The following is a 15,177-nucleotide window of genomic DNA, read 5'->3' as shown; positions in this document are numbered from 1 at the left end:
TTGTTCTTATTGGCGCATCAAGTGACTAAAGTTCTGGGTTAACAAAGGCCCTATATATTCAGCGGCCAAAGGCCTAGAGAATAGGTAGCCTTGCAACAGTAAATGTTTACTATTTTTCAGTATTTCTATTTGACCAGCATCCTCAATCCCTTCGGCTATAACCCCTAGGTTTAGACTCTCCGCAAGGGCCAAAATGGCCTCAACTATTGCCACGTCATCAGGTGCTGAATCCAAGTCGCACATGAATGAGCGATCAATTTTAAGGATATCAATAGGGAATTTTTTCAAATAACTCAAAGAAGAATAACCAGTACCAAAATCATCCACCGCCAAAGTAACACCAAGGGTTTTTAATTCAATTAGCCTTGCGATATTTTCTTCAGCATCGCTCATTATCACCGATTCGGTTAATTCCAATTCAAGTAATTCGGCAGGTAAGCCACTATTGCGTAGGGCTTCAGCCACGATTTCTGTGAAGTTATGCTGTTTAAATTGATGTCCTGATACATTCACTGCGACTCTAACTGGAGTATCTTGAGTTAACCATTGTTTAGCTTGTTGGCAGCTTTGTTCGAGCACTAACTGCCCAAGGATATTAATCAGTCCAGTTTCTTCAGCAATCGCAATAAACTCATCCGGTGGGATCATACCACCTTGTGCGGGTAACCACCTTACAAGTGCCTCAACGCCTACAATCTGTCCCGTTTGAGCACAGACCTGTGGCTGGAAAAAAGGCACAATTTCGTTACTGTCGAGGGCCTGACGTAAGTCTTGTTCAAGTTGTAATCGGGCAGCAGCCTTGGCGTTCATTGAGTCGCGGTAAAATTTATAACAGCAGCGACCAGCTTGTTTTGCTGAATACATTGCGGTGTCTGCATTTTTAAGTAAGGTTTCCGCATCTTCCCCGTCATTAGGAAACATTGAGATACCAATACTTGGCGTAATGACAACCTCAAACTGTTCGAGTTGGAATGGTTTACTAAAGCTACGAATCACTCTTTCGGCAACTAAAGTGGCTTCATTAGCTGTATTTAATTGATTCAAAAATATCGTAAATTCATCACCACCAAAACTTGAAAGTTGGGTTTTATTTGCCGAAATATTTTCTCCAACTCGCACAAACACATCACTGTCTCGCAAGTTAGTTTGTAATCGATGAGCCACTTTACGAAGCAATTTGTCACCATTACTGTGGCCCATGGTATCGTTAATGCGTTTGAATCTGTCTAGATCAATGAATAACATTGCAGCTTGATGTTGCTTACGCCTAGCGAGTGCCAAAAAGCGTTGCAGGTCTTGCATCAAGTATTGCCGGTTTGGTAAACCCGTAAGAGAATCATAAAACGCCAGTTGATGGAGTTCTTTTTGTTGCACAACTAAATCAGCAAAGGCTTGACTCGCCCGCAGGATATACTTAACTCGTTCGCCTAAAATCGGCCATCGAATAGGTTTCGCTATGAAGTCTGTAGCTCCAACCGCATATGACCGATGGATGGAGTCAAGATCGTCGGAGCCAGTCACCATTATAATTGGAACATGTTTGCCATTTTCTTGGCTACGAATACGTTCGCATACTTCAAAACCATTCATTTCAGGCATGGAAACGTCTAATAAAACCAGTGACGGAGAGTGTTTCTGAAACTGCTCTAAAGCCCGTTTACCATTTTCTGCTTCTAACACTTCGATACTGTCACTGGTTAGTGTTTCTTTCATTAAAATTCTTGCGGTGAGATCATCGTCACTTACCAGAACTTTAATTTTCGATTCAACCAACATTTCTAAACGTCTCCAACTTCTCGCAACTTAGTATAAAAGTGGCTTGTATATTTTGGGCTAAAGTATCGACTCCTTCCGATTGCTGCTGTTTTGACTTGCTCTCTAACTCTCGACATATTTCGTACAATGCTTTAGCGCCAGAGTTCCCAGACATAGATTTTAGCGCATGGGCAATTTCTGCGACTTCGCTCAAATTCAATTCTGGGCTGTTAACTTGTTCAAATAACTGTGCAATTAATTTTTCTGCTTCTTGAATAAAAGCATCTAACACTCGAACAAACACTGGATTTCCCGTGTCTCGACTGATTTTTAGCAGTGTCTCCACAGTTGCCATATCAATTAACTGTGACGCCAACTCATCATCAGTCGCTTCACTATTTTGAGTCACTAAGTTATCACGGCTATGGTTATTTTGCGCGTGACTGTTTTGGCTGTCGAATTCTAGCGATTCATTTTCACCTTGCTCGTTCTTCGGTGGTTGTGACGGAGCACCTAAAAAGCGCGTCAACGTCTGCTCGAGTTCGCGCAGAGAAAAAGGCTTGGTCATAACTTCGTTCATACCTACACCCAAACACTGTTGACGCAGGTCATCCCCCATTCCCGCCGTCAAAGCGACAATTGGGATATTCGGCCATTTTTTTCTAATCTCGGTGGTTGCCTGATATCCATCCATAATTGGCATCTGACAATCCATTAAAACTAAATCGGGCTGATTAATATTTATTTGCTCAACTGCTTCAGCCCCATTATCCGCTAACCATGCTTCACACCCCAGCATGCCTAACATGCTTTTGGCAACTTCTTGGTTGGTTAAACTATCTTCTGCCACTAAGATGTTAGCGTTAAATTTCTGGTGATTGGGGTATTCGTTATTACTTACTTGACGATCAAGGGTTTTAACCCCTAACGCTTTATTTAAGCTATCTTGCAAATCTTTAAGGTGAATAGGTAAAGGTAAAATATTGCGCTTATCATGTTCCTGCCACTGGGAAGACGGCAACAGACATATCCATTTTTGCATTGGAATTTGCGCGTTTTTTATTGCCGATTCATATTCACTAAGACTGATCCATAAACCATTTTTAGCTGACGCTAATTGTCCGTTAACCCTTTGAACATGTACCGCTGTGACACCTAATTTACTCAACATATTAGATAATGCCAGTCCCAAACCGCCTTTCAGGTTAACCAAATGCACAGTTGGAGCTGTAGATGAAAGAAGGGTTTCAATTATCGGTTTTTGATACAGAGGCAAATCAACTTCTAAAGTAAACGAACTCCCCTCCCCGAGTTTAGATTGCACATCAATGTTACCGCCCATCAATGTTGTCAACTGACGACAAATTGCTAAACCTAACCCCGTGCCTCCATACTTTCTGGTGGTTGAGGCATCAGCTTGGGTAAACATTTCAAACACTTTTTGCTGTCTATCTGGTGCCATACCAATACCCGTGTCTTGAACTCTTATTTCAAAACCACTGTGTGGGCTTGCTTGTTCTGAGGAGTTATTATGCGCCTGATAACAAGGCACACGTCGGATACTCACATTCACTTCACCATGCTCAGTGAACTTAATTGCATTACTGGTTAAGTTAGCAATGATCTGTCGCAACCTTGCAGGGTCGGCGTACACTTCAGGAAGCGGCTCTGGAGACAAAATCGCGTTAACATAAAGTCCTTTGTTATATGCAGATTCACTAAACAAGTCACAGACTTCTTCGACTAAGGCTTCAAGATCAACAGGAACAGATTCAAGGGTCGCTTTACCTGCTTCGAGTTTCGAGAAGTCTAGAATATTGTTTAGCAAGTCTAACAATAGGCGACCTGAACGATAAACCAATTGCGCAAAGTGTTGTTGTTTTGGCTTTAACTCAGAACTTAATAAGACTTCTGTCATACCCAAAACTCCGTTCATAGGAGTACGAATTTCATGACTCATGATAGCTAAGAAATCACTTTTTTCTTTACTTGCTTGCTCTGCTAATTTACGCGCTTTTTCAGTTTCTTGCATACTGGTTTCAAGCTGTGCATTAGCATGCCGTAACTCTTTAGTACGCTCTTCTACTTTTTCTTCTAAATCAAGTAGTTGTTGAATCTCAGCTAAACGTTTACGACGATATTTCCAAATTGTATTGAGTACAATCAACACCACAATGAGTGAATAAAGACTGTATGCCCAAACCGTTTTCCATGGTGGCGGAAGCACATTGATTGGTAACACAACCCCTTCAGTGTTCCACAAGCCTTGGTTATTACTAGCCTGCACACGTAATGTGTAGTTACCCGCAGGTAAGTTGGTAAAGGTCGCTAAACGACGGTTTTCTAATTCAATCCAATCGGAATCCAATCCTTCCAATTTATATCGGTACTCGTTAAGCCCTGGTGCGTTAAAATCTAGTGAAGCAAACTCAAAGGAAATAAAATAATCTTTGTATCCAAGCTCAAGTTCTTGCAGTTGCTGATAAGGCACATCAAACCATACTTGTTCATTTAGTTTTTTTATCCTCACAACCACCACCGGTGGCACAATTTCGCTATCTTTAATGTCATCAGGATGGAAACGTATTGCGCCCGTTGGCCCGCCAAAATACATATATCCTTGGCTATCTTTAAAACTAGCTCCCCAATTCACTTCACTTTCTTTAAATCCTTGAGAACGGTCAAAATGTCTAATTTTACCGTTTTCTGTATTTAACCGAGTCAGGCCTGCGGGGCTACCAAGCCATAAGTTTCCTGAGTCATCCTCTAAAATGGCGTAAACATGACTACTAGGAAGGCCACTAAAACTGTCATATTGTGTGAACTTATTATTGAATGCCTGCATATCTTCAGGCGACCATTTATTTAATCCACCACCTTGGGTACCAATCCATAGTTGACCTTTGGAGTCTTGATAAAATGCCCAAGCCATAGAAGCTGATAAACTATCAATGACATCGGGGTTTTGTTCAATCCGGCGAAAATGGCCACTAGCTTGGTCCAGTAAATTGAATCCAGACACAGTACCCACCACAATAGTGCCGTCAGCAAGTTGATAAACAGCTAAAACTTTATCGCTATTTAAGCTATTAGGGTCATTTTCGTCATACCGATAATGTATAAATTGGTCGCTTCCTGCGGGTAAATAATTCAAACCGCCACCAAAGGTTGCAACCCATAAATTACCACCATTATCTGAAAAAACGCTAGTGACACCGTTGAAACTCAAGCTGCTAGGGTTTTCTGGATCATGAGAAAAGAATTGAATGTCATTGTTATCTACATTTAAACGGCCAAGTCCGGCACGCCGTGTACCGAACCAAAGTTCATTATCTTTGCCAAGCACAGCGGTAACTCTGGCATCACGCAATGAAGTTTGCGTTTCTTTATTAATAACTTGTAATACATCCCCATTGCTATCCAGTTGAGTTAAACCGGTATAACTGGCTATCCAAATAGATGATTCACCTGCACTTGAATCGGTTTCAGCAAATCCTAACACCGCATTGTTGCTTAACCCTTTATCAATATGCTCAAACGGCACCTCAATACTTTTAGTAATCCCATTTAAGGTACCCAACCAAATTAGACCGGTAGAGTCTTGTTGAATCGATAAGGTGTTATTATCTGTTAATCCGTCTGTAGTGGTGAAACTAGTAAAACTATTTTTACCGTCCCAAACCGCAACGCCCGCATCGGTGCCTATCCAAATGCGTTGTTGACGATCTTGATAAATTGTTTGTGCAAGATTCGATGGCAGACTGTCTGCTTGATTAGCGTCATATTGCCAGTTGCTAAACTGCAGTTTCTGCGGGTCAGTAACACTCACACCTGCATCTGCGCTAGCTACCCATAAGCGCTGTTGTGTATCAACAAACAAATGTTTCAAAGAGTCACTAAAAAATGGTGATTTAGACCCCGAGTAAAGTCGCTCCATAGAATGGCTTTTTTTATCGAATTTAAATAAACCATTTTCACTGGATGCTAGCCAAAGGAAGTTGTCATCTTCGACAATAGATACAATACCCGCATCTTTTTTCAATTCAGGAACCAATTCGCGAATATTAAAGTGCTCGAAGGTTTTGTCATCGGGATTAAATCGACTGAAATTACCGTTACGATAACCAATCCAAATATAGTTTTGAGCGTCTAAGAATAAGCTCAGGATTCTATTCGAGGTAGGTGCAGTGGCTGAGTTATCGGCTTCTTTAAATGCCGTAAACGTTTGCTTGGCAGCGTTAAATAAATTAAGACCGCCTCCATCTGTAGCTATCCATAATCGATGCTGGTGATCTTCAAGTATCGCAAAAACATTGCTATTGCTTAGGGAGTCATCGTTGCGAGGCTCATGCACGAAGTGCAGCATTTGATAACCATCGTATCGATTAATTCCCTCTTGGGTAACAATCCATAAATAACCAGTACTATCATGGTATATCTGACGCACTGTTTTTTGCGTTAACTGGGTTGTTAAGTCTGCAGATGAAAAGTAGAAATTAGGAGAATCGTCAGCATTAGCGGTGCTGCTTATTAGGAGGAAAAATAGAGAATACAATATTCCTTTGCTGAACATACTTCTTCACGGCTCATCGTTTTTAACCTAGATTAACCTAATGAAATAACTATGCCAATAAAATGGTAAAAATAGCTGCTAGAAGTCTCTATTTAGCCCAATTGCGGTGGTTAAAAAACAACTCAGCCCCTGCAAAGTCTCACTTTGAGGGGCTGAATGAATTAACCTGAAAGACTTATTCTTGCATTAAGAAGTTTTCTTGATTTACGTAGGCTTCTTCCCAAATGAAGGCTTCTTCCCAGATAAACGCTTCCTCCCAGATGAAGGCCTCTTCCCAAATGAAGGCTTCTTCCCAGATAAACGCTTCTTCCCAGATGAAGGCCTCTTCCCAGATAAACGCTTCTTCCCAAATGAAGGCCTCTTCCCAAATAAACGCTTCTTCCCAAAGCTCAAACTCAAACCCTTCGATGTAATAGTTGCCGTTATCGTCTTTTCGAGCTGCGCCCATGTAATGTTGCTCACCACTTAAGTCTGCAGCGATATCCATACCATTGTTGGCACAACCTGTAGCGGTTGATTCGACTGCTTTAACGGCATTAACACTACCAGAGCCTTGTTGGAAAGGACTGTAAGCAAGTTTGCCATTTGATAGTTGAGCCATTGTAGTGCTACTCATCAAACGACACTTCACATCGTTAGCGCTCAAGCTGGGATCATTTTGTAACATTAACGCGACAATTCCACTTACCACACCTGACGCTTGCGAAGTACCAGACATGATAAATCGATCATTTCCAACCATATATTGTGGAAACTTGTTAGGCATATACATGTCTTCATTCGCTAAGCTGAATATATGACCGCCAGGAGCAACTAAATCTGGCTTAACAAAAGCTTCATGAGTCGGGCCTTGTGAAGAGAATGAAAGCAACTCATCATCGTTAGGGTTATCTTGAGTGTAATTATCCGTTATCGCACCAACACTAATTACATAAGGAACATTAGCAGGCACACCAATAGTCATCGCCGCAGGTCCAGTATTACCAGCTGAGGTAACAACAACAATGTCTTTTTCCCATAATTTCATGATGGCTTGGTTAATTGGGTCTGCCCAGTAATTCGAGCGAGGTGGCGCACCAAAAGACAAGTTTACAACACGAATATTTAATTCTTCATGGTGGTCGGAAACATATTGAATAGCACGAAGTGCATCCAAATAAGTACTGTGACCATCTTCGTAAAAGGCTTTAATTACCACTAAATTAGCATCAGGAGCTACACCTTGGTAATAGCTGCGCATTTGTCCGTCAACCACTGCACGGTCACTGTTAGCAATAATGCCTGAGATATGAGTACCATGACTATTTTCGTCAGTCATATCTTGTGCTTGTATTTCTTGGTTTTCAATTGCGTCAAATGCAGCTGTAATTCGAGGATTATTGTTAGTGTCATTTTTTAACGCTTTATGACCTGCCCAAGCTCCACTATCAATAACGGCTACCGTGATATCTTTACCGGTAATACCATTATCATGTAGCTCATCCGCACCTATAGTATTGACGTAATAACTATTACTATCCCCTTCATTGGCTTGGGTATCATAACCTTTAACCAACTCTCGACTGCAATTTTGAGTAAAGGAAACATTCATCGAGAAGTCATTTTGCTGATAGTTTTCAGCGCCACTTCGGGAAAAAGTTAATTCAACTTTAGCATCATCATAGGCATTCATTTTTGCATAACGACTCAACCAAGAAGAATCCAGTGTCAATTCACCTCTTTGTGAACCAAACAAACTCCAAAATACAGTGGAACCATTAAATTTAACCGACGTTACATTGCCTAAACTCGACGGCCAGGTAAACTTCATTTCATCTACATTGGTTTTCATGTCACGGGCGTTGTAAAGATTCCAACTAACCTTTCTTCTTTCTAAGTCAACAACATGACTTCCGTAAACCTGACAATTATCAAGAGCACCTGCAGTGAACAGTGGTTGGTTTTCAGTAATCGTTATCAAAGCGGGAAAGCTTTTGAGTAATTCCAATTGCAGATCTGAAACCCGCACGCCGATTCCACCGACTAAAGGCAACTCGTGAGTAACTAACCCACCCACTAAGTTAACTAAGTCGTTAATTACTGCAATATCTCCACCTTGAATTAAAATTTCATTATCCATTGATAAGATACTGTCAACGACAGGTAATTCAGGCAATCCCAAAGATGTTGTCAGATTTGAAACGTTCGTTAAATCAGCCACGCTATTAAGATCTAACCCTAAAAGGCTACTACTAGCCGCACTCGCATTCATTGCTGAGCAGCTTAACAAACCACTGACTAAAACTGCGAAAGTACTTCTTTTGTTTAGTTTCATGTTATTTATCTCTTTTTTATGTCCTTGCATCAAATTTTGTAGAACATCGGATGCAGACTCCCTCATCTAACCCCTTCATAGCAATCCTCATGCCAACACACAAAACACCGAATCCATTAGCCTTTAGTCTAATGTGAAAAAAATGAATGCAATCAAAAGGAAAATAACGAGTGTAAAAAACGAAGTCACAAATCAATATTTTCATTCATATTTTTCAATTTAATTTTATTTGAATTTATCGTTCAGGTTTAACCAACAAAGATGAGTTCCAATATTAGCTAGTTGAGATGGGCCTTGGGCGGCTTGAGGCTAGTGTTAAGTTATTAACTGCTATTCAAAAAGCCTAGATTTGTGTCAGTTACTATTTGTTATCTATTGATTATTATTGGATAAAATCATTTACTTAACTAATCCCATTACATAGAGATTCGGACTAAAGATACCTATGCTAAAACGTTGCTGCTTTTTCATTATCGCCCTGCTTACTTGTAATGATGGGTTCGCAGGCTCTGACCCTTTGACGTTGAAGTGTCAAAACCATCCTCAGAAAAAGACAGAAATTTGTGTAATGTCGACCCATTCTGAACACTTTCCTGTGAATGATCTTGTTTTGTATAAACGCGATAAAGACCGCTTTCCTGTGTTTTTAGAAGTAATAAAAGGAGATGTTGCTGTCAGTTGGTTTTGGGGGTTTTCACAACACGGGAAGTATTCTGTGATGGGTTTTGCAGAAGAAGGACACCCTTATTTTCTGGTTTACGAGACCAGCGCTTTTTTGCAAAGTGAACAACGGCCAAAGGCAATAGCTGTTTTATCCGACTACTATTTAACCGATTTATTAATTTTGGAAGATGACGGTACAGCACATTTTGCAAAAGCGGATGGGGTAAATGATGACGAAGATCTGACTGATTGTTTTGACGCGGATATTGATAGTTACTTACACAACGACAATTGTACTGTGAGGATGAATATCTTCGATAAAAGCCATACGCAGTAAATTAAACAGATATGTAAACATCTATATAGGCAAAAATAGGCTTGTCACTTGATTAACAGTATATGCAATTTAATTAGCGCCAAATAAATTAAATGGTTCTAGCACATAGTATTTTATATGTTTAAACCCAAAGGTTTAACGTTTAATATTTAAAGAATTATTCAATTTCGCTTCAGCAGCGAAAACTACTCCATGGAGTTCATCATGCTAAACTTAAAAGACCCGACCCTACTAAAAACCTCTTCATATGTTAATGGTCGTTGGTTAGCAATCGACAAACAGCTTTCTGTTCTGAACCCGGCCAACGGGCAGGTGTTAGTCTCTATCGGCGATGCGGATGTCGCAGACGCCGAACAAGCCGTTGAAGCGGCACATGCTGCTTTATCACAATGGTCAGCTCAAAGCGCCCAGCAAAGAGCGAATTTATTGCGTAATCTTTTTCAGTTAATGATGCAACACCAAGACGATTTAGCCCAGATTCTAACCTTAGAGCAAGGAAAAAGTTTTGCAGAAGCTAAGGGCGAAATTGCCTATGGAGCATCTTTTATTGAATGGTTTGCAGAAGAAGGCAAACGTATCTACGGTGATGTGATCCCGCCTCCAAGTAACGATAAGCAGATCATTGTACTTAAACAACCCATTGGAGTCGTTAGTGCTATTACCCCATGGAATTTCCCAAATGCGATGATTTCTCGTAAAGCGGCAGCGGCCTTAGCTGCGGGTTGTACTTTTGTAGTTAGACCGGCAACACAAACACCTTTATCAGCACTAGCAATGGCTGAGCTTGCTGAACGAGCAGGTATTCCCGCAGGTGTCTTCAATGTGGTGGTCGGTAAAGACTCGCAAGGTCTTGGTTCGGTTTTAACTCAACACCCTCATATTGCTAAATTTACTTTTACAGGCTCTACCGGCGTAGGTAAAAAGCTTATTGCCCAATGCGCAACTACCGTAAAACGAGTTTCAATGGAATTAGGTGGTAATGCACCTTTTATTGTTTTTGATGACGCTGACATTGATGAAGCAGTACAAGGTGCGCTGGCTTCCAAGTATCGAAATTCAGGCCAAACCTGTGTCTGCACAAATCGTATTTTGGTACAGCAAGGAGTCTATGAACAATTTTGTGAAAAGTTCATAGAAGAAACTGCAAAGTTAAAATTAGGTGCAGGAATGGATGCAGACTCGCAAATTGGTCCAATGATCAATGCTAAAGCCGCCGATGACGTAGATGACTTAGTTCAGCAATCCATTGATCAAGGCGCTGTGCTCAAAATAGGTGGAACTGTCACCTCACAAGGGCCAAATTATTACCTACCAACAGTATTAACCAATGTTAGCAATGATATGCCTATCGCGAGCAATGAAATCTTTGGTCCTGTTTCACCCATCATTCAATTTGAAGATGAGAAGCAAGTAATAGAATTAGCCAATGCCACTGAATACGGCTTAGCGGCCTATTTTTATAGTCGCGATGTAGGTCGTATATTCCGTGTTGCTAGAGCCCTAGAGTTTGGCATGGTCGGTATTAATGAAGGAGCGATATCAAATGCCGCTGCTCCCTTTGGTGGTATGAAACAGTCGGGTAATGGCCGAGAAGGTTCGCGTTACGGATTAGATGACTATTTAGAAATTAAATACCTATGTTTAGGTGGGTTGTAAAACACCTAATCATTAAAGATGAACCTCTTTTTAAACAGCTTGAATAGGTTTAAATAGAAAAGGCTTCATCAACCGACTAAAAAGCCCTGTTTCCACAGGGCTTTTTAATTTTTAGGCTGTCGAGAACCAGTCGCATGCTCGAGGGTGTGAGTCACTCCATTGGCATTAGCGCAACACGATCAAAGGTATATCGCTGCGTTCAAGCATTTTCAAAGTGTTACTGCCCACAAAAAACTGCCTAAGCTTGGAATGAGCAAATGCTCCCATCACAATAAGCTCAATATTGTTAGACTTCTTGTAAGCCATAAGTGATTCAAAAATGTCGCCTTCAATGTAAGAAGCGGTAACTTGAAATCCTTTTTCTTGCAATCTTCGCTGGGCCGACTCGAATTTATCATGTAGGTTTTTTTCGTTATTTTTAACCGACACTAAATGACAATGCAGACCATGCAATAAACCACCATCAATCACTCGCTGCAGTGCTTTGTCGGCAGTTTCTCTGCCATCGTAGGCAATCATAAAGGAAGACGGTTGCTTGAAATTATCGGGAATGAGCAACACGGGATGTGCTGCTTTGCGCAAAAGGGTTTCAATATTAGAGCCCAGAGCGTTAAAACTATTATCATGGCTTTTACCATTTCGACCAATAACAATGAGTCTAGTTTGCTCCTCTAAATCGCCTATTGAATCTACCACCTCACCATGCCTTTGCATCGATTCAATATCAGCCACACCAGAGTCTTGCGCATGTCGTACTACGTCATCAAGTAACTCTCGTCCGAGTTGCAAGGCCACTTTGGCACGTTGTTCATCAAGCTTAGTCATTTCTTCTAGCAAAGCCGAGCGCGCGCCTAAGCCAATAGCGCCGGTATAATCATCGGCGCCGTGCTGCTGCTCTTTTTCTAATGAATGTAAGAAAAGAATAGGTTTGTTAAGTTTTGTTGATGCCCAGACAGCAGCAGCTGTCACGGCTGAGGTGATTGCAGAACCATCTACACAGGTCACAATTTTAGTCATCATTATCTCCTTAGTGTCCGCCAAACAGTTTTTCAACTTCTTTAGGGTCATTGTGTACCCCAAACTTATCGACCACTGTTGCTGTTGCGTCATTCATCCCCACAAGGCTCACTGTTGCGCCTTCTCGACGGAATTTAATCACCACTTTATCCAAAGATGACACCGCGGTAATATCCCAAAAATGTGCATGAGTAAGATCAATCACAACGGTTTCTACCGCTTCTTTGAAGTCGAACTCATTGACAAACTGTTCTGCTGAGGCAAAAAATACCTGACCAACGACTTCATAGGTTCGCACTTTTTCCTGCTCATTGAAATAAGACCTAACCGCCATATAACGTCCAATCTTATTGGAGAAGAACAAGGTTGCTAACAGCACACCTACAAACACCCCTATGGCTAAGTTGTGGGTCGCGACAACCACAATAACCGTGCTTATCATCACAATATTTGACGACTTAGGATGTTTGCCTAGATCGGTAATAGACGACCAAGAAAACGTACCTATGGATACCATAATCATCACCGCCACCAGCGCAGCCATTGGAATTTGCCCCACCCAATCATCAAGAAAAACCACCATAATGATTAAAAACAGACCGGCTATAAAGGTTGATAATCGCCCTCGCCCCCCTGACTTAACATTAATAATAGATTGACCGATCATCGCACAGCCAGCCATTCCACCGAATAAACCTGCACCAATATTTGCCATGCCCTGGCCCTTACATTCTTTATTCTTATCACTGCTGGTATCGGTCAGATCATCGACTATGGTGGCGGTCATCAACGACTCAAGTAAACCGACCACCGCCAATCCCAAAGAATAAGGTAAGATAATTTCAAGGGTAGTTAAGTTAAGCGGCACTTCTGGCCATAAAAATATCGGTAAGGTATCAGGCAACTCTCCCATATCGCCTACGGTTCGAATATCTAAGCCTAAGACAATGGATACTATGGTAAGACTGACAATGCACACCAAAGGTGATGGCACAATTTTCCCAATAGTAGGCACGTAAGGTAACAAATAAATAATCCCCAAGCCGGCAGCCGTCATGGCGTATACATGCCAAGTCACATTGGTTAATTCGGGCAATTGAGCCATAAAAATCAGAATCGCCAAGGCATTCACAAAGCCAGTGACCACAGAGCGGGAAACAAAGCGCATTAAACTGCCGAGCTTAAGGAAGCCGAAGATAATTTGCAGCACCCCAGTCAACAAAGTTGCAGCAAGCAAGTATTCTAAGCCGTGCTCCTTAACTAAGGTTACCATCAGCAATGCCATTGCCCCGGTAGCAGCAGAAATCATTCCTGGTCGACCACCAACAAATGCAATGATAACCGCTATACAAAACGACGCGTAAAGACCCACTTTAGGGTCTACTCCGGCAATAATAGAAAAAGCAATGGCTTCGGGTATCAAGGCTAAAGCCACCACAATACCAGCAAGCACATCACCACGAATATTAGAGAACCATTCTCTTTTCATGTTTTCGAGCATGTAAATAACCTAAATTTGAAGCTTTCCTAAAACCTTAGGAAAGTAAACTTTTTGAATGCAAATAAATCCGCGGATAAGTGGGATATTTGCCCGTTAAGCAGTAACGAAATAATAGAGGAGGGTCACCCTAGGGTGGCGTAAATTTCAAGTTTGAAATCCTTTGAGCACTATTCAACATATAGCAACAATATAACTTTAGAAATATTGATACAAGTATCTTTATTTACCACACAAAAAAATTCGATAACTGCCCACACTGAGTAGAGGAAATACAAAAACCACCACAAAAACCCAAGTTAGGGTGCCGTAGCCACTACCAATTAACCCCACCAGTCCAACGGATGAGGCTAAATAAATTGACAGTATCAGAACAATAGCGGCAATTGTTGGGCGCAAAAATTTAGGCATTATTTGTTGTTTTTCCGTATACACTTCGGCAATTCGTTCATTCATACCATGAATAAAGGCAGTGCCTGTCTCGATAAAAGTTCCAAATAACACCACGTAAAAAATGGCCTGCAACCAAGGCATATTTAATTGCTGCATCATAAAGTCTGAAGGTACTTTCGCCTGTGTAATTTGTGTTGAATTTGCCACCATAGCCACAAAGAAAAACAAAGCCGGTAGCATTGCTAAAGGACCAGCCATGGCCCCAGCTAGAAGTGAATCTTTGCGTCCCCGCATATGACGCACACAAAACAAAATTAGCGGCAAGGCTGCAACATTGTAGCCCACGTACTGAATCGCACTGATAAACCAACTACCCTTAATCTCGCCGTAAAATAGTTGCTCGGTTACATTTTCACCATATTCAGTTAAGTACAAATAAACGAACGCCCCGTACACCAGATATAACAAAAACGACCAACCCGCTAATACTTTCTCAATTAGTTTAGTGCCCCAGGCGACCAATACACAAATACAGACCATTAGCACCACAGTGCCTAAGGTGCTGGAAATATTCAGGTGCTCAGCAACCACTTCACCGGCTGCGGAACCAATCACCGCTAAAACCAAAATACCCAAGGCAAAGTAGGCCAACTCATATACAAACCAACCTTTACCCAACAGCTTTTTAAAAAAGCTTCTGTAGGTATAACTTTGAGTTAATCGGGCAAACTCAAAACTCAGCATGCTGATTAAACTAAAGGCAGCCGTTGCCACTAAAATCCCCAAAAACCCGCCTAACGGACCTGAATTGAGAAAAAACTGCACTAACTCTCGGCCTGTGGCATAACCGCCGCCAATCAACACCGATTGTAGGATAAAGCCTGGCAGTAAAACTCGTTGGAAGAAGCTTGTTTGCATGGTTATCTCGTATTTAGCTATGAGCAATTAATTTGCGGTTTTTAACTCATTCA

8 protein-coding genes are annotated in these 15,177 nt (G+C 41.4%); 2 read left to right on the top strand and 6 right to left on the bottom strand.

From position 1 onward, the window contains the following. Positions 1-6: 6 nt before the first annotated feature. The 3 genes from ABJV04_RS11230 to ABJV04_RS11220 all read right to left on the bottom strand — a co-directional run bounded on the left by ABJV04_RS11230 (position 7) and on the right by ABJV04_RS11220 (position 8,642). Complete coding sequence (locus tag ABJV04_RS11230; RefSeq protein ID WP_348491608.1) at positions 7-1,776, bottom strand: EAL domain-containing protein; 1,770 nt, start codon at positions 1,774-1,776, stop codon at positions 7-9. Beyond that, positions 1,766-6,328: a two-component regulator propeller domain-containing protein gene (locus ABJV04_RS11225; RefSeq protein ID WP_348491607.1), complete on the bottom strand. Its 4,563-nt coding sequence runs from the start codon at positions 6,326-6,328 to the stop codon at positions 1,766-1,768. The genes ABJV04_RS11230 and ABJV04_RS11225 overlap by 11 nt, the downstream gene beginning before the upstream one ends. 175 nt (positions 6,329-6,503) lie before the next feature. After that, the gene (locus ABJV04_RS11220; RefSeq protein WP_348491606.1) at positions 6,504-8,642 is read right to left on the bottom strand and encodes a S8 family peptidase; all 2,139 of its coding nucleotides are present in this window, start codon (positions 8,640-8,642) and stop codon (positions 6,504-6,506) included. A 445-nt stretch (positions 8,643-9,087) separates the two neighbouring features. Here ABJV04_RS11220 and ABJV04_RS11215 point away from each other — a divergent pair, with 445 nt between their 5' ends. Both ABJV04_RS11215 and ABJV04_RS11210 read left to right on the top strand, forming a co-directional pair. Then, complete coding sequence (locus ABJV04_RS11215) at positions 9,088-9,642, top strand: hypothetical protein (protein ID WP_348491605.1); 555 nt, start codon at positions 9,088-9,090, stop codon at positions 9,640-9,642. Between the two features lie 204 nt (positions 9,643-9,846). After that, entirely contained in the window at positions 9,847-11,298 is a 1,452-nt protein-coding gene (locus ABJV04_RS11210; protein WP_348491604.1) for an NAD-dependent succinate-semialdehyde dehydrogenase, read from the top strand. 165 nt (positions 11,299-11,463) lie between these two features. Here the strand turns inward: ABJV04_RS11210 and ABJV04_RS11205 are convergent, their stop codons facing one another. The 3 genes from ABJV04_RS11205 to ABJV04_RS11195 form a co-directional block, all read right to left on the bottom strand. Beyond that, positions 11,464-12,315 carry a universal stress protein gene (locus ABJV04_RS11205; protein WP_348491603.1) on the bottom strand — a complete coding sequence of 284 codons (852 nt, stop codon included), beginning with the start codon at positions 12,313-12,315 and terminating at the stop codon, positions 11,464-11,466. A gap of 10 nt (positions 12,316-12,325) precedes the next feature. Then, positions 12,326-13,816 carry a SulP family inorganic anion transporter gene (locus ABJV04_RS11200; RefSeq protein ID WP_348491602.1) on the bottom strand — a complete coding sequence of 497 codons (1,491 nt, stop codon included), beginning with the start codon at positions 13,814-13,816 and terminating at the stop codon, positions 12,326-12,328. A gap of 219 nt (positions 13,817-14,035) precedes the next feature. Continuing rightward, a complete protein-coding gene (locus ABJV04_RS11195) occupies positions 14,036-15,124 on the bottom strand; it encodes a hypothetical protein (RefSeq protein ID WP_348491601.1) in 1,089 nt (362 codons plus the stop codon). Positions 15,125-15,177: the final 53 nt, after the last annotated feature.

Source organism: Aliiglaciecola sp., from assembly GCF_039982535.1.
Lineage (GTDB): Bacteria > Pseudomonadota > Gammaproteobacteria > Enterobacterales > Alteromonadaceae > Aliiglaciecola.
This window is presented reverse-complemented; position numbering and strand designations above follow the sequence as displayed.